The sequence below is a fragment of the Tumebacillus lipolyticus genome (genome assembly GCF_042682745.1).
Lineage (GTDB): Bacteria > Bacillota > Bacilli > Tumebacillales > Tumebacillaceae > Tumebacillus_A > Tumebacillus_A lipolyticus.
In genome coordinates this window covers 230,513-249,998 of the sequence record NZ_JBHUIO010000008.1, presented here as the reverse complement: position 1 = coordinate 249,998, position 19,486 = coordinate 230,513, and the positions used below count along the sequence as shown (strand labels likewise).

Annotated in this window: 17 protein-coding genes and 12 tRNA genes; 27 read left to right on the top strand and 2 right to left on the bottom strand. The window is 51.9% G+C overall.

All coding sequences use genetic code 11. From position 1 onward, the window contains the following. The first annotated feature begins 35 nt into the window (after positions 1 to 35). Entirely contained in the window at positions 36 to 2,543 is a 2,508-nt protein-coding gene (locus ACFSOY_RS13755; protein WP_386047518.1) for a U32 family peptidase, read from the top strand. Positions 2,544 to 2,669: 126 nt separating this feature from the next. Here ACFSOY_RS13755 and ACFSOY_RS13750 read toward each other — a convergent pair whose 3' ends face one another. Beyond that, positions 2,670 to 4,058 carry an RsmF rRNA methyltransferase first C-terminal domain-containing protein gene (locus ACFSOY_RS13750; protein ID WP_386047517.1) on the bottom strand — a complete coding sequence of 463 codons (1,389 nt, stop codon included), beginning with the start codon at positions 4,056 to 4,058 and terminating at the stop codon, positions 2,670 to 2,672. A gap of 185 nt (positions 4,059 to 4,243) precedes the next feature. Between ACFSOY_RS13750 and ACFSOY_RS13745 the strand changes: the two genes are divergently transcribed. The 12 genes from ACFSOY_RS13745 to ACFSOY_RS13690 all read left to right on the top strand — a co-directional run bounded on the left by ACFSOY_RS13745 (position 4,244) and on the right by ACFSOY_RS13690 (position 8,189). Continuing rightward, positions 4,244 to 5,653, top strand: a complete 1,410-nt coding sequence (locus ACFSOY_RS13745) for an anthranilate synthase component I family protein (RefSeq protein ID WP_417852007.1) — start codon at positions 4,244 to 4,246, stop codon at positions 5,651 to 5,653. Then, a complete protein-coding gene (gene pabA, locus ACFSOY_RS13740; protein ID WP_386047514.1) occupies positions 5,650 to 6,237 on the top strand; it encodes an aminodeoxychorismate/anthranilate synthase component II in 588 nt (195 codons plus the stop codon). Before ACFSOY_RS13745 ends, pabA begins: the two co-directional genes overlap by 4 nt. Then, on the top strand, positions 6,222 to 7,043 hold the full coding sequence (locus tag ACFSOY_RS13735) for an aminotransferase class IV (protein WP_386047513.1): 822 nt from the start codon (positions 6,222 to 6,224) through the stop codon (positions 7,041 to 7,043). The genes pabA and ACFSOY_RS13735 overlap by 16 nt, the downstream gene beginning before the upstream one ends. Positions 7,044 to 7,121: 78 nt before the next feature. After that, a tRNA-Lys gene (locus ACFSOY_RS13730) sits at positions 7,122 to 7,197 on the top strand. Between the two features lie 39 nt (positions 7,198 to 7,236). Next, a tRNA-Gly gene (locus tag ACFSOY_RS13725) sits at positions 7,237 to 7,311 on the top strand. Positions 7,312 to 7,345: 34 nt separating this feature from the next. Beyond that, positions 7,346 to 7,430: transfer RNA gene (locus tag ACFSOY_RS13720), tRNA-Leu, on the top strand. Positions 7,431 to 7,436: 6 nt separating this feature from the next. Continuing rightward, positions 7,437 to 7,512, top strand: a tRNA-Ala gene (locus ACFSOY_RS13715). A 2-nt stretch (positions 7,513 to 7,514) separates the two neighbouring features. Next, positions 7,515 to 7,590, top strand: a tRNA-Thr gene (locus tag ACFSOY_RS13710). Positions 7,591 to 7,595: 5 nt separating this feature from the next. Continuing rightward, positions 7,596 to 7,672 (top strand) — tRNA-Glu (locus tag ACFSOY_RS13705). 19 nt (positions 7,673 to 7,691) lie between these two features. After that, positions 7,692 to 7,767: transfer RNA gene (locus ACFSOY_RS13700), tRNA-Phe, on the top strand. An 8-nt stretch (positions 7,768 to 7,775) separates the two neighbouring features. Beyond that, a tRNA-Ile gene (locus ACFSOY_RS13695) sits at positions 7,776 to 7,852 on the top strand. A 112-nt stretch (positions 7,853 to 7,964) separates the two neighbouring features. Next, positions 7,965 to 8,189 carry a hypothetical protein gene (locus tag ACFSOY_RS13690; protein WP_386047511.1) on the top strand — a complete coding sequence of 75 codons (225 nt, stop codon included), beginning with the start codon at positions 7,965 to 7,967 and terminating at the stop codon, positions 8,187 to 8,189. 35 nt (positions 8,190 to 8,224) lie between these two features. Here ACFSOY_RS13690 and ACFSOY_RS13685 read toward each other — a convergent pair whose 3' ends face one another. Further along, a complete protein-coding gene (locus ACFSOY_RS13685; protein WP_386047509.1) occupies positions 8,225 to 8,722 on the bottom strand; it encodes an Hsp20/alpha crystallin family protein in 498 nt (165 codons plus the stop codon). 87 nt (positions 8,723 to 8,809) lie between these two features. Between ACFSOY_RS13685 and ACFSOY_RS13680 the strand changes: the two genes are divergently transcribed. The 14 genes from ACFSOY_RS13680 to ACFSOY_RS13615 all read left to right on the top strand — a co-directional run bounded on the left by ACFSOY_RS13680 (position 8,810) and on the right by ACFSOY_RS13615 (position 19,485). Then, positions 8,810 to 9,055 (top strand): spore germination protein, encoded by a 246-nt coding sequence (locus ACFSOY_RS13680; protein WP_386047507.1) that lies wholly within the window; start codon positions 8,810 to 8,812, stop codon positions 9,053 to 9,055. A 6-nt stretch (positions 9,056 to 9,061) separates the two neighbouring features. Then, positions 9,062 to 9,286 carry a hypothetical protein gene (locus tag ACFSOY_RS13675; protein WP_386047506.1) on the top strand — a complete coding sequence of 75 codons (225 nt, stop codon included), beginning with the start codon at positions 9,062 to 9,064 and terminating at the stop codon, positions 9,284 to 9,286. Positions 9,287 to 9,427: 141 nt separating this feature from the next. Further along, positions 9,428 to 9,655, top strand: a complete 228-nt coding sequence (gene gerPC / locus ACFSOY_RS13670; RefSeq protein ID WP_386047647.1) for a spore germination protein GerPC — start codon at positions 9,428 to 9,430, stop codon at positions 9,653 to 9,655. 172 nt (positions 9,656 to 9,827) lie between these two features. Beyond that, complete coding sequence (locus tag ACFSOY_RS13665) at positions 9,828 to 10,520, top strand: CoA transferase subunit A (RefSeq protein WP_386047645.1); 693 nt, start codon at positions 9,828 to 9,830, stop codon at positions 10,518 to 10,520. A 30-nt stretch (positions 10,521 to 10,550) separates the two neighbouring features. Next, the gene (locus tag ACFSOY_RS13660) at positions 10,551 to 11,210 is read left to right on the top strand and encodes a CoA transferase subunit B (protein WP_386047504.1); all 660 of its coding nucleotides are present in this window, start codon (positions 10,551 to 10,553) and stop codon (positions 11,208 to 11,210) included. A 498-nt stretch (positions 11,211 to 11,708) separates the two neighbouring features. Continuing rightward, positions 11,709 to 11,784 (top strand) — tRNA-Lys (locus ACFSOY_RS13655). Positions 11,785 to 11,866: 82 nt separating this feature from the next. Further along, positions 11,867 to 11,941: transfer RNA gene (locus tag ACFSOY_RS13650), tRNA-Gly, on the top strand. A 32-nt stretch (positions 11,942 to 11,973) separates the two neighbouring features. Further along, positions 11,974 to 12,058, top strand: a tRNA-Leu gene (locus tag ACFSOY_RS13645). Between the two features lie 19 nt (positions 12,059 to 12,077). Further along, positions 12,078 to 12,166: transfer RNA gene (locus ACFSOY_RS13640), tRNA-Ser, on the top strand. A gap of 192 nt (positions 12,167 to 12,358) precedes the next feature. After that, positions 12,359 to 13,111: a DUF6236 family protein gene (locus tag ACFSOY_RS13635; protein WP_386047502.1), complete on the top strand. Its 753-nt coding sequence runs from the start codon at positions 12,359 to 12,361 to the stop codon at positions 13,109 to 13,111. Positions 13,112 to 13,144: 33 nt separating this feature from the next. Next, entirely contained in the window at positions 13,145 to 13,480 is a 336-nt protein-coding gene (locus ACFSOY_RS13630) for a hypothetical protein (protein ID WP_386047500.1), read from the top strand. A 269-nt stretch (positions 13,481 to 13,749) separates the two neighbouring features. Next, on the top strand, positions 13,750 to 15,231 hold the full coding sequence (locus ACFSOY_RS13625) for a class I SAM-dependent DNA methyltransferase (protein ID WP_386047499.1): 1,482 nt from the start codon (positions 13,750 to 13,752) through the stop codon (positions 15,229 to 15,231). After that, positions 15,224 to 16,555, top strand: coding sequence for a restriction endonuclease subunit S (locus tag ACFSOY_RS13620; RefSeq protein WP_386047497.1), 1,332 nt, complete (start codon positions 15,224 to 15,226; stop codon positions 16,553 to 16,555). The genes ACFSOY_RS13625 and ACFSOY_RS13620 overlap by 8 nt, the downstream gene beginning before the upstream one ends. Further along, positions 16,552 to 19,485 (top strand): type I restriction endonuclease subunit R, encoded by a 2,934-nt coding sequence (locus ACFSOY_RS13615; protein WP_386047495.1) that lies wholly within the window; start codon positions 16,552 to 16,554, stop codon positions 19,483 to 19,485. The genes ACFSOY_RS13620 and ACFSOY_RS13615 overlap by 4 nt, the downstream gene beginning before the upstream one ends. Position 19,486 lies beyond the last annotated feature (1 nt).

The window sequence follows — 19,486 nt, the reverse complement described above, 5'->3', positions numbered from 1 at the left end:
TATGAAGAGAGCTAGCAACAGGAAGGATGAAATAGATGAAAAAAGACCTGAGTCGTGAAGATATCGAACTGCTTGCGCCTGCGGGGAATTGGGAAGCGATGCGGGCGGCGGTGGCCAACGGGGCAAACGCTGTCTACTTCGGCGTGGAGAAGTTTAACGCGCGCGCTCGAGCGCACAACTTCCTGATGGACGAACTGCCGGCGATCATGGAGTTTTTACATATGTATGGCGTGAAGGGCTTCTTGACGTTTAACATTCTCGTCTTCGAAAACGAGATGGAAGAGGCGAAAGAGCTGATCGATGCCTGCATCGATGCTGGCGTGGACGCAGTGATCGTCCAAGACCTCGGCCTGGTCAAGCTGATCCGGGAGATCTCGCCCGATTTCCCCATCCACGGCTCGACACAGATGACGATCACCTCCGCGGAGGCGGTCGATTTTGTCAAGCCGTATGATCTGGAGCGCGTCGTGCTCGGCCGGGAGAACTCGCTCAAGCACATCGAGAAGATCTCTGCGGAGACGGAGAAGGAGTTGGAAGTGTTCGTCCACGGCGCGCTGTGCGTCTCCTACTCCGGCCAATGCCTCACGTCGGAGATGTGGGGCGGGCGCTCTGCCAACCGCGGCGAGTGCGCCCAAGCCTGTCGCTTGCCGTACGACATGATCGTGGAGAACGAGCAGAAAGAGATGGGCAACATCGCCTATCTGCTGTCGCCAAAAGATCTGGCGGCGCTCGAACTGGTGCCGCAGCTGATCGAGGCGGGAGTGACCTCGTTCAAGATCGAAGGGCGGCTGAAGTCGGCCGAATATGTGGCCAATGTGGTCGCCAAATACCGCAAAGCGATCGACGCCTATTTTGCTGGGGAGCAGTACGATCCGAACGTGATCGACATTCAGGAGCTGGAGCAGAGCTTTTCGCGCGGTTTTACGCACGGCTTTTTGTCGGGCACCAACCACAAGCAGCTGGTCGACGGCACCTTCCCCAAGAAGCGCGGCGTCTATCTCGGGCAGGTGAAAAAAGTGTACCGCGATGCGCTGCTGATCGATCTGCAAGCACCGCTCAAGCGCGGGGATGGAATCGTGTTTGACGCAGGCGATCCGACGCAGGATGAAGAGGGCGGACGCGTCTATGACATTCGCATCAAAGGGCAGAAGATCGAAGGCAAGGTCGAAGGCGGTCTGTACGAGATCGTGATGGGCCGAAACGATGTCGATCTGCATCGGGTTCAGGTGGGCGATAAGGTGTGGCGCACTTCCGATCCGGAGCTGGATCGCCGCTTGCGCAAAACGTTTGAGACGGAGAAGCCGTATCGCACGTTCCCGGTCGATGTCTCCGTACACGGCCGTCTCGGCGAGCCGCTGGTGAGCATCTGGACAGATGTGAACACGGGAAAAACGGTGACTGTCGCCTCTGAAAAAGCGGTGGAGACAGCGATGAAGCGCCCGCTGAACGAAGAGGTGTTGCGCGACCAGCTGGGTCGTCTCGGCGGAACGGTGTACTATCTGGGAGATCTGCATCTCGACCTCGACGGCGATCTGATCGTCCCGATGTCCGAATTGAACCGGATGAGACGGGTGGCGGCCGAAGAGCTGCTCAAGCTGCGCATCGAGCCGCGCACCTATCAAAAGCGCGACCTCGACGTCTATGAAGACACGGTGGCGGTCGATCCGGCGACGGGCGACACCGCCAATCTGATCGCGCTCTGCCGCTCGCTTGAGCAGATCGAAGCGGCGGGGAAGACAGATGTGGACTACATCTACGCAGATTTTGAGTTTGTCCGCGACTATCCGAAAGCGGTCGAAGTGGCGCGCGCGGCTGGCAAGAAGATCGCGCTGGCCACACCGCGCATCCTGATGCCTGGCGAGCGGGGGATCTTGCTGAACATCATCAAAGCGAAGCCGGACGGGATTCTCATCCGCAACACGGGGGCGCTCTACTTCTATGAGCAGGAGCGGCCGGAGGGCATCGAGCTGATCGGCGACTTCTCCTTGAACATCGCCAACCACAAAGCGGCTCGCCTGTTCCTCGAACGGGGCATCAGCCGCATCACCGCCTCCTACGATCTGAACACCGAGCAGATGGTCGACCTGCTCTCCCAGTCTGATGCGAGCAAAGTCGAAGTGGTCATCCACCAGCACATGCCGATGTTCCACACCGAGCATTGCGTCTACGCGACCTTCCTGTCAGAAGGCACCGATTATACCAACTGCGGACAGGTCTGTGAGCAGCATCGCGTGTCGCTGCGCGACCGCGTCGATTTTGAGCATCCGGTGCGCGTCGACACAGGCTGCCGCAACACCGTCTACAACGCGGTCGATCAGTCGGGCGCCGAGTTTTTGAAGGAGTTTTTGCAGTACGGGGTGAACACCTATCGCGTCGAGTTTCTCGAAGAGGACGGCGATCGCGTGCAGGAGGTGCTGAAGCTGTACCGCCAAGCGCTGGAAGGGGAAGTGACCGGCACGCACGTCTGGCGGACGCTCAACGCGACCAACCAGCTCGGCGTCACGCGCGGTCAGCTGACCAAGACGGGGATCACAAGAGGATAACTGCCTGAGGCAAGCGACCAAAGGCTGGCGATAAGAAAAAGGAGGCTGTCGATCATGCTCGGCAGCCTCCTTTCGCGTGGAAAGAGAGCACAGGTTCGTGAGGATTAGCGTTGGGAACGCCACGGGTCAGGACAGCCAGCGCAACCCTTTCGGATAGTGGTTCTTGATCGTGCCGCCTGACTGTTTGCCAAAGCCTAAGGGGAAGTTGTCCACCGTCAGCACGACCCATCCTTTGGCGCAGTCCATGCTGATCGTCTCCCCGCGCAGATACTGCCTGATCTCCTGGCTGTCAGCAGCCAGCGAGACGGTGTGCAGGATCTCTTCGGCACGCAGTCCGAGCGCGAGCGCATGGCTTGGTTCAAAGCGATTTTTTTTCAGCGTGCCCAGATGCCAGCCTGGACGGACCACCTTGAGCCCTTTTAGCTGATGTTGCAGCTCGCTCGGGATCAGGTAGAGGTGGTCGCCAAACAGCAGATAATCGCCCTCCGGCACTCGGCGCAACGTCGCTTCGGCAAACTGGCGGTAACTGCTGATCACATCGGCTGGAAGCCGCACGCTCTTGCTCTCCTTTTTCCGCGGAGCCGGTTCACCATCGCGCTTGCGCAGATGGGCGACATAATGCCCCTCCCCGCGCAGGCGATGCGGCCAGAGGCGCGCCGTCTTGGCCAGCTCGGGTCGCCCGCCTGATGTCCACTCGGGCCGTCCTGGTGCGAAATGTTCGAACGTGTGTATGTCGATGATTTCAAATTCCGGATGTTGCCGCAAAAACGTTTCGATCAGCCCTTCGTTCTCTTCCGGCGCAAACGTGCAGGTCGAAAAGGCGAGCGTGCCGCCAGCGCGAAGCATCGCAGCGGCTGCCTGCAAAATGTCGAGCTGGCGCAGCGCACAGCCGGTCACATGCTCGGGGCTCCACTCACCGCAGGCGTCCGGATCTTTGCGAAACATCCCTTCCCCAGAGCAAGGGGCATCGACCAAGATCTTGTCAAAAAAGGCGGGAAACCGCTCCGCCAGACGGTCGGGCATTTCGCTTGTGACCAGCGCGTTGGTCACGCCGCAGCGCTCGATGTTTTCGGAGAGGATCTTCGCCCGTTGCGGATGGGGCTCATTGGCGATGAGCAGCCCAGTGCCTCCTAGCTGTGCGGCCAGATGGGTCGATTTGCCGCCCGGTGCGGCGCAGAGGTCGAGCACGCGATCGCCGGGCGCAGGTGAGAGCACAGCGGCGACAGACATCGCGGAAGGCTCTTGCATGTAATAGACGCCAGCCGCATGGTAGGGATGTTTGCCAGGTCGATCTGACGCTTCATAATAGAATCCTTCCTCGACCCACGGCACCGCTTGCAGTTGAAAGGGAGCGAGCTCCAAAAAGCGCTCGCGGCTCGTCTTCAGCGTGTTGACCCGCAGCCCGAGGGCGGAAGGAAGGGAAAACGTGTCATAAAACGGTTGATACTCCGCTTGCAACAAATCTCGCATGCGAGATAAAAAGGCGTCAGGATAGGGTGTCCGATCGGTTGTCAAGGATATCAGCTCCCGGCCAGGAATGTTTTCAGGACTATATCTTACCACGGAGAAAGGCAATTTTCATTGCAAGTGAAGGGGAACATATACTACAATTCGCGTAGAGAATGATCAGGGGGAGCATACGCTTGGATACTACTATTTTGCAAACCTATCGGGAACAGGGATACCGCCTGTATCCTGTGATGCGCACCTATCAGGGGCTGAACCTCGACCCCGCCGCGATCTATGAGCGTTTGGGCTGGCAAGGCCCGCATCACTTTTTGTTAGAATCGGGCAAGATGGGCGAGTTTTCTTTCGTCGGTGGCGCTCCGTTCGCAGTGCTCACCGCCAAAGATGGCCAAGCTGTCTTTGTGCAGGGTGAGCAGCGGGAAGCGTGGAGCGGCGACCCGCTCAATCTGTTGCGGGAGAAGATGCGCGAGTTTCGCGCGCCACACCTCCCCGGACTGCCGAAGCTGCGCGGCGGGGCTGTCGGCTTTCTCGCCTATGACACGGCGCGCTATATTGAGCGCTTGCCGACGATTAGCCAAGACGACCTCGGGACGCCAGACCTGTATTTTGTTTTTGTCGACCAGCTCTGCGTGATCGACCATCGGCGCGAGGTCGTACACCTGATCGCCCATATCGATCTGCACCGAGCGGACGGAGTGGCCCGAGCGGAAGCAGCGCTGTCGGAGTTGGAGCACAAGCTGTTAAACGGCACGTCGCAAGTGCCAGACTTTCCTGCGCGTTCTGCAGCGGAGGACTGGAGCTATTCCTTCACCAAAGCAGGGTTCGAACAGGCGGTCACCGCAGTGCAAGAATACATCTCGCGCGGCGACGTGTTTCAGGTGAACCTGTCAATGCGGCAAGGGCGCACGCTCGGCGCAGCACCCTATGAGATCTACAAGCACCTGCGCCAGATCAATCCCTCGCCTTACGCGAGCTATCTGCACTTTCCAGAGCTGCAGGTGGTCTCCTGCTCGCCGGAGCTGCTGGTCAACCTATTCGCAGGGGAAGTGAACGCCCGACCGATCGCCGGAACTCGCCCGCGCACAGGCGAAGAGGAACAGGATCGGCTCGCGGTGGAAGAGCTAAAAAGCAATGAGAAAGAGATCGCCGAACATATCATGCTGGTCGATCTGGAGCGCAACGACCTCGGTCGCGTCTGTCAGTTTGGCTCGGTCGAAGTGAACGAGCTGATGGTGATCGAGGCGTATTCGCACGTCTTCCATATCGTGTCCAACGTGCGCGGCCGCTTGCATGGTGGCAGGGACGCATTCGATGTGATCCGCGCGACCTTCCCCGGCGGCACGATCACCGGCGCGCCGAAGATTCGCACGATGGAGATCTTAGAGGAGTTGGAGCCGACCCGCCGCGGTCTGTACACCGGCTCGATCGGCTGGATCGACTTCGATGGGGATATGGAGCTGAACATCGTCATCCGCACCTTGCAGGTGCAAGATGGCGTCGGCTATGTGCAGGCGGGAGCGGGCATCGTCATCGACTCGGTGCCGGAGCGCGAGTACCATGAATCGATGCGCAAAGCGAAAGCGCTGTGGGTGGCGATCGAAAATGCGGAACAAGCTGCAAGCGAGGGGAGAGAACGCCTGTGATCCTGATGATCGACAACTATGATTCCTTCGTCTACAACCTCGTTCAATACTTAGGCGAGATGGGACAGGAGTTGGTCGTAAAGCGCAACGATGAGGTGACGGTGCAGGAGATCGAACAGCTCAACCCGCGCGTGATCGTCATCTCACCCGGGCCCTGCTCGCCGAATGAAGCGGGCGTGTCGCTTGAGGTGATCACCGCTTTTGCCGGAAAAATCCCGCTGCTCGGCGTCTGCCTCGGCCATCAGTCGATCGCCCAAGCGTTCGGCGGTAACGTCGTGCGAGCGGAGCGCCTGATGCACGGTAAGACGTCGCGCATCGAGCACGACGGGGAGACGATGTTTCATCAATTGCCTTCTCCGCTCAACGTCTGTCGCTACCACTCGCTGATCGTCGAGCGCGAAACGTTGCCCGACTGTTTTGAGATCTCCGCTTGGACAGATGCGGGGGAGATCATGGCGATTCGCCACAAAGAGCTGGCTGTCGAAGGGGTTCAGTTCCATCCGGAGGCGATCTTGACCGAACATGGCAAGGCGATGCTGCGCAACTTCCTCGAAAGGCAGGGGCTCTCATGTTCGTCTATTTAAACGATCGCGTCCTGCCGCTGGAACAGGCGAGCTTGTCCGTCTTGGATCACGGTTTTTTGTACGGGGCAGGGCTGTTTGAAACGATGCGCACCGCAGGCGGCGCTCCGGTGTTTTGGCAGGAGCACGTCTGCCGGCTGCGCGAGTCGGCAGAGTGGCTGGGCATTCCGATTCCCTGGAGCGATGAACAGCTGGAACGGGCGATCCATGAGACGGTGCAGGCGAACGAACTGGAGGAAGCGTACGTGCGGCTGACAGTCTCCCGCGGCGTGGGAGCGCTCGGCCCGAGCGGAAAGAGCTGCAGCGTCCCCACGCTGGTCATCTATGTCAAGGAGCTGGTCTTGCCGCCAGACAGCGGGCGCGACCTGATCGTGCTGGAGACGGTGCGCAGCTCGCCGGAGACGCCAGTGCGGGCGAAGACGCTCAACTACCTCAACAGCTTGCTCGCCTATCGCGAGCTGGAGCTGCGCGGCGCTGCCGAAGGGATTCAATTGACGAGCGATGGGGCGATCGCAGAAGGGGCGGTCAGCAACCTCTTTTTTGTGATCGATGGCGAACTGTGCACCCCGCCGCTCGACGCTGGCATCCTGCCGGGCATCACGCGGGATTGGGTCAAGAGACAGCTTCCGGTGCGGGAGAGGCGCTTGACGCTCGCCGACATCGCGCATGCGTCAGAAGCGTTTACCACCTCGTCGGTGGTCGGCGTGCTCCCGGCGACCTCTGTCGAAGGAGCGCCGATCGGTGACAGGCAGGTCGGGCCGATCACGCGAGAGCTGATCAGCAGATGGAAATCGCTTTTCCAGAAATAATCTTAAAATACCCTCTTGCACTCTACCACTCAGCATGATATATTATCTCTTGTCGCCGCCGCAACACTGGCGAAACACGAGCCATTAGCTCAGTTGGTAGAGCAACTGACTTTTAATCAGTGGGTCGAAGGTTCAAGTCCTTCATGGCTCACCATCAGTCGAGATGGTCGACGCGATGTCGACAGTCTCACGTGCGGAAGTGGCTCAGGGGTAGAGCATCGCCTTGCCAAGGCGAGGGTCGCGGGTTCGAATCCCGTCTTCCGCTCCATTTTTACAACTTGATCAGCAGCACAGATCGACATGCGGTCGTGGCGGAATGGCAGACGCGCACGCTTGAGGGGCGTGTGGGGTTTCCCCGTGGAAGTTCGAGTCTTCTCGACCGCACCAGATGTTGGGGGTATAGCTCAGTTGGTAGAGCACCTGCCTTGCAAGCAGGGGGTCAGCGGTTCGAATCCGCTTATCTCCACCAGCGCCTTCATAGCTCAGTAGGTAGAGCGCATCCATGGTAAGGATGAGGTCATCGGTTCGATTCCGGTTGAAGGCACCACGTTTGGCCCGTTGGAGAAGCGGCTTAACTCACCGCCCTTTCAAGGCGGCATTCACGGGTTCGAATCCCGTACGGGTCACCATGTTTCTTCTACAGATTTTGGCTCGGTAGCTCAGTCGGTAGAGCAGAGGACTGAAAATCCTCGTGTCGGCGGTTCGATTCCGTCCCGAGCCACCATGTTTTTTGGGCCCATAGCTCAGTTGGCTAGAGCGCACGACTGATAATCGTGAGGTCGGAAGTTCGAATCTTCTTGGGCCCACCATCTATGCTGTACAAGGGTTCAGCCTATAAGAAATGCGTTTGAAAGCGGTGTCTCATGACACCGCTTTTTTGTTTTGGCATACGTTGTTGATAACGGAGAGGGGGAAGGATAGGTGCCGATCGGTGGAATCAACATCATGGCGTTCAAAGTCAACAACGTTGACAAAGGATATGTCAACATCGGCCCTCTGCTCGTGGCCGACTGGAATGGGCTTTCCAAACAGAACTATGGCGCAGGGGAAGCGAACGGAGATGGCAACGGAATGTTTACAGGTGCGACGATGATTCAGGACAGCGACGCGCTCGATGCGCCCGTCATGAAAACGAGCATAATTTAGTAAAAAATCGTCGGGTATTCGCTCCCGGCGATTTTTTATGGTGGTGGGTTGCGCTGAATCGGAATCCGCTTCTTCGATTCATTCGGTCGTTTGCGAATGAGCGGCAAGGTGATCTCCAACAGACCGTTGTGATACCGAGCGCGAATCTGGTCTTCTTCGACCCGGTCGGGCAGTGGAATGGCGCGTTGGAACTCCCCGAAAAATCGCTCTGATACCAAAGTTTGTTCTGGAGGGAAGCGACGCGGCATCTGACCGCTCACCACCAAGTGGTTACCTTCGACATAGAGATCGACCGCATCGAGGTTGTGGAGACCTGGCAATTCGACATGCACGATCACTTCGCGCTCCGTTCGATACATCGCCACCGCAGGCGCGGTTGCCCTCTGTGCGGGCGCTGGTGGTGCTGCTTCCTCATATGTTGTAGGTTCTGCATTTTCATCGGGAAATACCGAAAGCATATCCTCCCAAAAATCATCCCCGAAGAACTGCCGCGCGTGCGATTCCCATTTGCCAAAAGAGCGGGAGTTCTTCATCGCATTCCCTCCTTCGATGCGCCTTCCATTCACCATATGCGCCCATCTCACATAGCGTAACAACATGAGAGCGAAGAGGTGGTTGCGATGTCTTTTACGATCAACATCTTCAGCATCAAAGTGAACAACATCGAAAACGCTTCGGCGATGAACGTCGGACAGAATCTGTTGAACGATTGGAAAAACAACTCCAAATACAACCAAGGCTATGGTCAGTTGATCGGAGATGGCAACGAGCAGAAGCGCGTGAAGTCGAAGATCGATGACCGCGATCGGATCGATGCACCGAGCCGCGACACTTCGATCACCAAACTTCCATCCCTTGTGAGGTGAGGCAGGATGCCAGTGGAGATTCATGTGGGCAATGTGAAAGTCAACACCGTCGATCGCTCCTTCGTCAACATTGGGCCGAGCATCAAGACAGGGCTTAGGGCCAAGTCACGGATGAACCAAGGCATGGGCGAGGTGATGGGAAACACGAATCAGGTTTTCTATCAATCGAAGGTTGACGATCGCGATCAGGTCGATTTTGTACAGCAGAAAAAAGCGTGGAGCTCGCGATGAAGATGAAAGTGCGCTTTGACTTACAAGAGCTGAAGGTTGGTGAGCTCAGCGACAGCATGATCAACATCGGAAAAAACTGGGTTGTGACGCCGAAGCGAAAGAATCGTGGTGATCAGGGTGGAGTGGGACGTATGGGGGGCGATGTGCCAACTGCAAAGGCGTATCGAAGCGCTGGAAGAGGAGAACCTACTGATGAGGCGCCTAATCGCCCAGCAACAGGGTGTGACGAAGATTAGGAAGCTGGTCTATCAGGTGCAGTCCCTGCACATCAAAGAGATGAGCGGCACGATGAACATCGGGATCATCGCGCCGCTCGACGAGGAAGCAGTAGAAAACATGCCCTTTGAGATGCCAGGTTCACCGAGATGAAACTGCCCGCACTTTTCAGGCAGTTTCTTTGGCATTTCGGCTCGATTTCAGCTATGATAGGGAGGAAGGAAGAATTATACTTGATAGCGAAATCATACTTGGTGTGTCGAAAGCGCTTACCAGCCCTAAAGTTCTGAGTATTCAGGGACATACATAAGGAGGTACTACCGTGATTAACAAGGTCTATGACAGTGTACAAGAAGCGATTGCAGATATTCACGACGGCGCGACGCTCATGGCAGGCGGTTTCGGCCTGTGCGGCATTCCGGAGAACCTGATCATCGCCTTGCGCGACAAAGGCGTAAAGGATCTCACCGTGATCTCCAACAACTGCGGTGTGGACGAGTGGGGTCTGGGACTTCTGTTGCAAAACAAGCAGATCAAAAAGATGGTTGCGTCCTATGTGGGCGAGAATAAAGAGTTTGAGCGCCAATTCCTCTCCGGCGAGCTGGAAGTGGAACTGGTGCCGCAAGGGACGCTGGCAGAGCGCTGCCGTGCGGGCGGTGCTGGCATCGGCGCCTTCTTCACGCCGGCCGGAGTCGGCACGCCGATCGCAGAGGGCAAAGAGACCCGCGTGATCGACGGCAAAGAATATATCCTCGAATACCCGCTGAAAGCAGACTTTGCGATCGTCAAAGCGTGGAAAGCGGACAAGATGGGCAACCTGATCTACCGCAAGACCACCCAAAACTTCAACCCGATGATGGCAGCAGCAGGCAAGATCACCATCGCAGAAGTTGAGGAGATCGTCGAAGTCGGCGAGCTTGATCCGGATCAAATCCACACCCCGAGCGTCTACGTTCAGCGCGTCGTCCAAGGCAATTTCGAGAAGCGCATCGAACGTCGTACCACTCGTCAAGGGTAATCGGGAACGGAGCAGAAAGGGGAGCTTACAATGGCATTGACTCGTGACCAAATCGTTCAACGTGCAGCGCAAGAAATTCAAGATGGCTTCTACGTCAACCTCGGCATCGGCATCCCGACCTTGGTGGCCAACCATATTCCGGAGGGCTTAAACGTCGTCCTGCAATCTGAAAACGGTCTGCTCGGCATCGGGCCATACCCGTCCGATGCAGAAGTGGATGCGGACCTGATCAACGCGGGGAAGGAGACGGTGACCGCGATCCCAGGCGCTGCGTTTTTCTCCTCGGCAGAATCGTTCGCGATGATCCGCGGCGGTCACATCGACATCGCGATTCTCGGCGCGATGGAAGTATCGGCAGCTGGCGACCTGGCCAACTGGATGATTCCGGGCAAGATGGTCAAAGGCATGGGCGGCGCGATGGATCTCGTGCACGGCGCGAAGCGCCTGATCGTCACGATGGAGCACAACAACAAGCATGGTGACGCGAAGATCCTGAACGAGTGCAAGCTTCCGCTGACCGGCCGCGGCGTGGTGCACCGCATCATCACCGATCTGGCGGTGCTCGATGTGACTGAGGAAGGTCTCGTCCTGCGCGAAGTGGCGCCAGGCCATACGGTGGAAGAGATTCAGTCCAAGACGGAGCCGACCTTGATCATCCCGGCAGAAGGTGTCAAGGAGATCACGATCTAGGCTGGTTGTTGGTTGGAATTGTGGTTCGGTTTGTGGTTTGGCTTGTGGTTTGCTGGAAGAGCCTCGTGGTGAGCGAGGCTCTTTTGCTTTGAGTGGGGTATGCGAGTTCAGCAATCGATTCTCTCAGCAGGTGTTGCTTTCGTGACAACGATCCTGAGTATGTATTCTATAAGCATTGCTATGCAGATTTCCATTAGGCATGGTGTGGGCACGCTCAGTTTGGTGCATTCGTTATGAAATGCATCTCTGCTTTGGTGCTATTTTGGTGGTGAAGGGCATGAGCATTAGTGGCCACACGTCTGCTACGCTATTGTTTGCTATTCTCCGCAGGCATGAGGATTGGCCGGTCTTCTAAGGCTGTACCCATCATTTTCATGAAGCGATTTCGATGAAAAGTATTGCATTCATCGAAGAGAAATGATATATTACATTCTGTCGATGCGCTTCCTGCGCTGTACGACACGGTTAAAGTTTCCATGATATATAGCAGCATGACAGGAGCCATTAGCTCAGTTGGTAGAGCAACTGACTTTTAATCAGTGGGTCGAAGGTTCGAGTCCTTCATGGCTCACCACTTGTTTTTATCTTCCTTATGAAGGTAGTCCAACTAAGAACGCGACGTCCTGTCGCAACGTTGGACGCGGTACATCCTGTACGCGGAAGTGGCTCAGGGGTAGAGCATCGCCTTGCCAAGGCGAGGGTCGCGGGTTCGAATCCCGTCTTCCGCTCCATCTTTACAACTTGATCAGCAACACTTTGACATGCGGTCGTGGCGGAATGGCAGACGCGCACGCTTGAGGGGCGTGTGGGGTTTCCCCGTGGAAGTTCGAGTCTTCTCGACCGCACCATTTTTATCTTTTCATACGCGGAGAGGTACCGAAGTGGTCATAACGGGGCGGTCTTGAAAACCGTTAGGGGGCAACCCCACGCAGGTTCGAATCCTGTCCTCTCCGCCAATTTGTAAGGGTTCATGAGGTTTTTCCACAGATGTGGATAGACCGCATGGACTCTTTTTTGTTGTCGAGTTAGCAAGGGTGTGTAGTCGATATGGATATTCTATATAATAATTTTTAAAATGCCGTTGATGTGGGAGAATGTTCTTAAATGTTATAATCAAAGAAAAGAAATTTTACTAAGGAGATAGACCTATGCCAAATATCATTTATTATCCAACTATTTCGATTCCTGATCGAGCGTGGTTGAAACGCACCTTACTATATTCAAGACAGATTGGTTCAATTGTTCCATTCGGCAGTGACTACTTTTATAAAGGCTTGAGTAATGAACCGGATATCGAATACTTGATAAATGAGGGGCAATTCAGGGCATTTAATCCTCAAGATTTCCTGTATCGAGGTGATTTTCGATTGAGGGAGAATTTTGAGCATGAATTCTTTGAGTTTTTGACTTCTCCTCAGTATTCTTTATGGAAAAGAAGATATGGAGGATTTAAACGGGCCACTAAGGGTTCCCGAACTGTTTTACATAATGAAAAAGCTAAATGGATCGAGAGAAGAGCGGTCAAGAATTTAATCCATGAGTCAAAACTTTTACCCGAAGTCAAGGAGGCGTTAGAAAGTATCAGCAAATTATCGGGAGTAGAAAATGACGGTTGGCATGAAATTGACGAAAATATTGCAACTGTTTTTGTTGGACTAATGGCGAAATACATAGGTTTGGAAGCAGGGTTTACCCCGGCAACTCATAGTCAAGTTCATGAGAAAATATTGTTCGATGCGATAAATGGAGATCATGATATTGCTAAACCCGCAATTATGGTCTCCTTAAGGAACTGTTTGCCAACTCCAGCTCCCCACGTTTCGATTCGTGATATTGTTGCTTTCAAAAGGAATCGGAAAGATGAGTTAGCTCATTTCCTGAAAGAGTTGAATGCTGTATAGGGGAAATTAAGAAAGGCAGAGAGTCGAGAGGAAATGAATGAGATTTTATTTGATTACAAAGAGAGCATGGAGATGGGATGCAATGATTTGACAAGACTTTTGGGAGAAAGCAGGATCAGCTCAACTCTTACATCATTAAAGAGTATGACAGAACTAAGGAATATGGATGGTCTAGCTCTGCTAACATCAGGAGGTGCTGTAGCATTTAGCCAGTCAAGCAATGAAATGAAAGTTGGATTTCTTGCTGGTGCCGGTGTGATTGCAGTTGCGACTGTATTAATTCGTGGATATAATGAGCGAAAGCGTGAGATACGAGAAAACCCGTTTTCTTATGTATTTTATGTGAATCGATGGAATGGATTTAAGTGAAAAGAATATTTTTTATAGAAGGAGGTATTCTATGCAGTTCCTGCTTGTTGAGAATGTCACAAGAGCGGTGCACTTTGAGTAAAGAGTTCATTGGAGGATTTCATCGAGTCCTGAGATTAAGTTAGTTGTTGTTGACACCCACTGGTTACTGCCAGTGGGTGTTTATGCATTTCCTCTCATGCATAGCGGCGATGAGGAATACCGCACTACATACCGACTTTTTGTAGTAAAATAGTACTAACGGTAGTTTACAACTTGGAGGTCTCAAAATGTCACAATTGACGTTGCAGCAACTTGAATCCCATCTCTGGGAATCTGCAAATATACTACGTGGAAGTATCGATTCGTCTGACTATAAAAACTATATCTTTGGTATGTTGTTCTTGAAGCGTCTTAACGACGTTTTCGTAGAGAAAGCCAAACAAGTTCAAGTGCAGTATGGGGATGACTATGGTTGGCATGACCACGACGAACACCAATTCTTTGTCCCTGAACGTGCACGATGGTCACATATTCGCTCAATCTCACAGGATATTGGAGCGGCAATCAACCATGCTTTTGAACTGTTGGAAGAAGAGAATTCCAAACTACAAGGTGTATTAGTGTCAATCGACTTTAACGATAAGGAACGTCTGCCTGACGAAACTATTTTACGGCTAATCCAGCATTTCAGTGCCATCGACTTGTCGAACAGCAATTTACCCGAACCTGATATGTTGGGTCGTGCTTACGAGTATCTCATCAAGATGTTTGCCGATGACGCTGGCAAAAAAGGTGGGGAGTTCTATTCGCCATCGAAGGTAGTTGAACTTATTGTAAAGCTCATTAAGCCACAAGAAGGTATGCGGATCTGCGATCCAACGGCTGGTTCAGGCGGTATGCTGATTCAGTCTGTCGATTACATCAAGGAGACTGGTGGCGACCCAAGAAGCTTGACGTTACACGGTCAGGAAAAGAACTTGAATACTTGGGCGATCTGCAAGATGAATCTGCTGTTACATGGACTGGGCGATCACTTTATTGCTAAAGGTGATACTATTCGTGATCCTAAGTTGCTTCAAGACGGTGAATTGATGTTATACGACCGTGTGATTGCGAATCCGCCATTTAGTCTAAAGGGATGGGGACGTGAGAATGTTGAATCAGACGGTTATGGACGGTTTCGTTTCGGGTTGCCACCAAAGGACAAGGGAGACTTTGCGTTTGTTCAGCACATGGTTGCGACATTGAACCACGAAGGCAGAGCTGGCGTCATTATGCCACATGGTGTTCTGTTCCGTGGCGGTGCGGAGGGTACGATTCGGCAAGGAATTTTGGAAGAAGACTTGTTGGAGGCAGTTGTCGGGATGCCATCCAATCTGTTCTACGGGACAAGTATTCCAGCATGTATCTTGATATTTAACCGTAAGAAGGATGCTGACAAACGTGGCAAAGTGTTTTTTTTAGATGGTGCGAACGACTACCAAGAAGGAAAGAACCAGAACTTCTTACGTGACGAGGACATTAAGAAGATCGTTGCTGTGTATGATAAGTGGCAGAATCAAGACAAATACTGTCGTGTCGTTGACTTGGATGAAATCCGCAATAACGATTACAACTTGAATATTGCTAGATACATTGATGCTAAAGAGGCTGAGGAACAGATTGACGTTGAGGGCGCTATTGCAGAGTTACGACGACTTGAGGAAGAACGTCGTCAGGTGGAACTGGTGATGACTGGCTACCTGAAGGAGTTGGGCTATGGTGAGTAAAGTTCAATTACAGTCAGCTGATAAAAATGCCGATCTACCATTTGGATGGTCTGTTGTTCCTCTTGCTAAAATGGCTGACAAAGATAAGGTTAATTCCTTTATAGATGGGGATTGGATTGAGGCACGTTATATCGCGTCCGAAGGTATCCGACTTATTCAAACGGGAAATATCGATGTGGGTCGTTTCAAAGACAAAGAAAAGAAGAGATTTGTCTCGGAACAGACATTCGATGAACTTAGATGTAAAGAAGTCTATCCTGGTGACATTCTGATTTGTCGACTTGCCGACCCAATCGGACGTGCGTGTATCGTCCCAAATACGAATGAGCGGCTAATCACGGCTGTGGATGTTACGATCTTTAGACCTGAGGAATCGAAGTACAGTATCGACTTCTTAATTCAACTACTGAATTATCGAGGGACATTAAAGGAAGTGTCATCTTACACATCAGGGTCAACAAGGCAGCGTATTAGTCGCAGTAACCTTGGAAATGTGGTTCTGGCAGTTCCACCACTCGCTGAACAAAGTAAAATCGCGGCTATCCTCAAATCTGTTGACGATATCATTGAAAAGACAACAGCAATTATCAAGCAAACGGAAATACTCAAACGTGGCTTGATGCAGATGTTGTTGAAGAAAGGCATCGGTCACACGATGTTCAAGCAGACTGAGATTGGCGAGATTCCGACAGAGTGGGATGTTGTAAAGTTATCTGAATGTGCGAACATTAAGTCTGGGGTTACAAAAGGGCGAAAGGTCAATGGACAGCAACTTATTTCTGTCCCTTATTTACGTGTGGCAAATGTTCAGGACGGCTATTTGGATTTAGACGAAATCAAGTACATTGAAGTTACAAGTGAAGAACTTCATCGGTATAAGCTTTATGACGGCGACGTGCTACTTACTGAAGGTGGCGATGCTGATAAATTGGGACGTGGATATATTTGGCATAACGAAGTGCCTAACTGTATTCATCAAAATCATGTGTTCAGAGTGAGAACAGATGCTAGCATACTGCTACCTGAATACTTCACATACTTGGCTGCAAGTCCCTATGGAAAACGCTATTTTATGGGGTGTGCGAAACAAACTACGAATCTGGCATCAATTAACTCTACTCAATTGAAGGATTTTCCCGTGCCATTACCTTCACTGACGGAACAAAAGCATTTAGCATTCATTTTCTCAACACTGGACACAAAGATGAACATAGAGCGGAAAACTCTTAAAGGATTGAAGACAACCAAACAGTCCTTAATGCAAGTTCTTCTCACGGGAAAAGTCCGTGTCAACGTTGATGAACCGTCCGAGGTGACCCTATGACGACCACGCAGGTTTGGAACGAAAAACAGCTCGTTGAAAATCGCATCATCGACCAACTGAAAAAACACGGTTACACATACATCCACGGTTCATACTTCGAAGGTGAACGTCGGACGCTACGAGACGTTGTTTTACAGCAACGTCTCAGTGTTGCTATTAAGAGTATCAACCCGTGGATTTCCGATGACAATCTACGGAAAGTCATCCGTGACATTACTCACATCGAAGCCTCCAGTTTAATGGAAGCAAATGAAGCAATCCATCATGAAATTGTCCATTACATTTCTGTTGAACAAGACTTAGGGCATGGCAAAAAAAATCAAACCGTCCGCTTGATTGACTTTGACAATGTGGACAACAACGAGTTTCTTGTCGTCAACCAATTCAAAGTCAGTGGAGTGACCGACAGCATCATTCCTGATGTGATCGTCTTTGTGAATGGACTACCGCTTGTTGTCATCGAGTGTAAAAGCCCGTTCATCACCAATCCAATCGCTCAAGGTGTCAAACAGTTGGAGCGATATCAAACAGATGCAGATCGTCTGTTCTACTACAACGAAATCCTAATCAGTACGTGCGGACAGCAATCGAAGTATGCGACCATCGGGGCGAAGTTACGTCATTACGGCGAATGGAAAGATCCGTATCCTATGACTGATTCGGATATAGGTGACGAAGTGAACCCTCAAGACATTCTGATCGCAGGGATGTTGACTAAACGTCAACTGCTGGATTTGATTCAGAACTTCATCGTCTATGAACCTGAGGGTGGGCGGACAATCAAAAAGTTGGCACGTTACCAACAGTTTCGTGCTGTCAACAAAGCGATCAATCGAGTAATAAATGCTGAATTGTCAGAAGAACGTGGCGGTGTTGTTTGGCATACCCAAGGAAGCGGGAAATCGTTGACAATGCTTTATTTGGCGGTCAAACTTCGAAGACAGGCCGAGTTGGGAAATCCTACGATTGTTGTTGTAACTGACCGCAAGGATCTGGATCTGCAGATTTCCGCTACGTTCAGACGCTGCGGATTCCCGAATCCTAACCGGGCTGAAACGGTTGCCGATCTGCGGCGTCTCCTGCGTCTAGGTTCGGGTAATACCATCATGACGACCGTTCAGAAGTTCCAAGAGGCCGATTCGGAAGATGACAAAGTGCTAAGCACGGATCATAACATCTTTGTCTTGGTAGATGAAAGTCACCGTACACAGTACAAAGGTCTGGCGGCAAACATGCGCACAGCATTACCCAACGCTTGCTATCTTGGCTTTACAGGTACTCCTATAGATAAGAAAGACAAAAGCACCACACGTACGTTTGGAACGTACATTGACACGTACACGATTCAGCAAGCGGTTGATGACGGAGCGACCGTCCCAATTCTGTACGAGAGCCGTATGCCTGATCTACAAATCGAAGGACGTTCACTGGATGCTATCTTCGATCGAATGTTTGCCAATTACGAAGAAGAAGATCGTGAACGAATCAAGCAGAAGTACGCGACATCAGAAGCGATCACGGCTGCCCCCAAGCGCATCGAAGCGATATGCATGGACATCATTGACCATTACGAAAAGCATATAGCACCAAATGGCTTTAAGGCTCAAATCGTAGCGGTTAATCGTGAGACGGCCATTTTGTACAAGAAGATGTTAGACAAGTTGAATGCTCCAGAGTCTGTTGTGATCATTTCGGGGAACAACAATGACGCGGAAGAATTAAGGAAGTTTCATTTGCCGGAACATCAGCAAAAGAACTACATCGAGCGATTCAAGAATCGTGATGATAATTTGAAGTTTATCATCGTCTGTGACATGCTATTGACCGGATTTGACGCTCCGATCGAGCAAGTGATGTACTTGGATCGACCGCTACGTGAACACAATCTGCTTCAGGCAATTGCAAGATGCAATCGTACTTGCGACGGCAAAACATACGGTTTGATCGTTGACTATTACGGAGTCTCATTGTTTCTGAAACAGGCGTTAGACGTGTTCCACGAGAAAGATGTTCGAGGTGTCATGATGCCCGTCGAGTCAGAACTTCCACGGTTGCAAAGTCGTCATCGATCAGCGATGCGTTTCTTTGACCATGTAAACAGTGACAATCTGGAGTCTTGTATCAAAGTATTAGAACCGGAGGACATTCGGACAGAATTTGACCTTGCTTTCAAACGTTTCACAGAAAGCATGGACTTGGTGCTACCTAGTCCATTAGCAAATCCGTACCGTGACGATTTGAAGTTTTTAGGAAAAGTTCGTCTAGCTGCAAAACAGAGATTCCGTGACGAGGCATTGGATATTTCAGAGTGTGGGGCAAAGGTAAAGGAATTGATTGAGGAACATGTTCGAGCCAATGCAATCGACGTTTTGCACGATCCGATCGACATCCTATCTAGTAAATTCAGTCAGTATGTTGAAGGAATGTCTTCGGACGAAGCGAAAGCGTCAGAGATGGAACATGCAATCCGTCACGAAATCCGTATCAGATTGGACGAAAACCCTGTTCATTACATGTCCCTCAAAGAAAAGTTAGAAAAGTTGATTTCGGAATGGAAAGAGCATCGACTGGAAACAGTCCAACTGGTTTTACACCTACAGGAGTTAATTCGAGCGGATGTTCAAGGGTACAATTCAGACCAATCGACGCCTGGAATTACCCGTGAGCAACGCCCCTTCTTCGACCTGTTACGAGCTAAACTGTCGAACGAAAGCCACAAGGACGAGCAATTAACAGACCTCACACAAATCATCGTGGAAGATGTTTCAGGACTACAGAAGATTCGGGATTGGACGACAAAAGAGGACGTTCAACGTGAAATGCGGAGCCGTGTCAAGGGAATTCTGCGCGCAATAAAGTGTCCAAACGATCGTTTAGAAGTGATCACACAACAAGTCATGAATTTAGCAAAGGTACATTTTAAAGCATGAT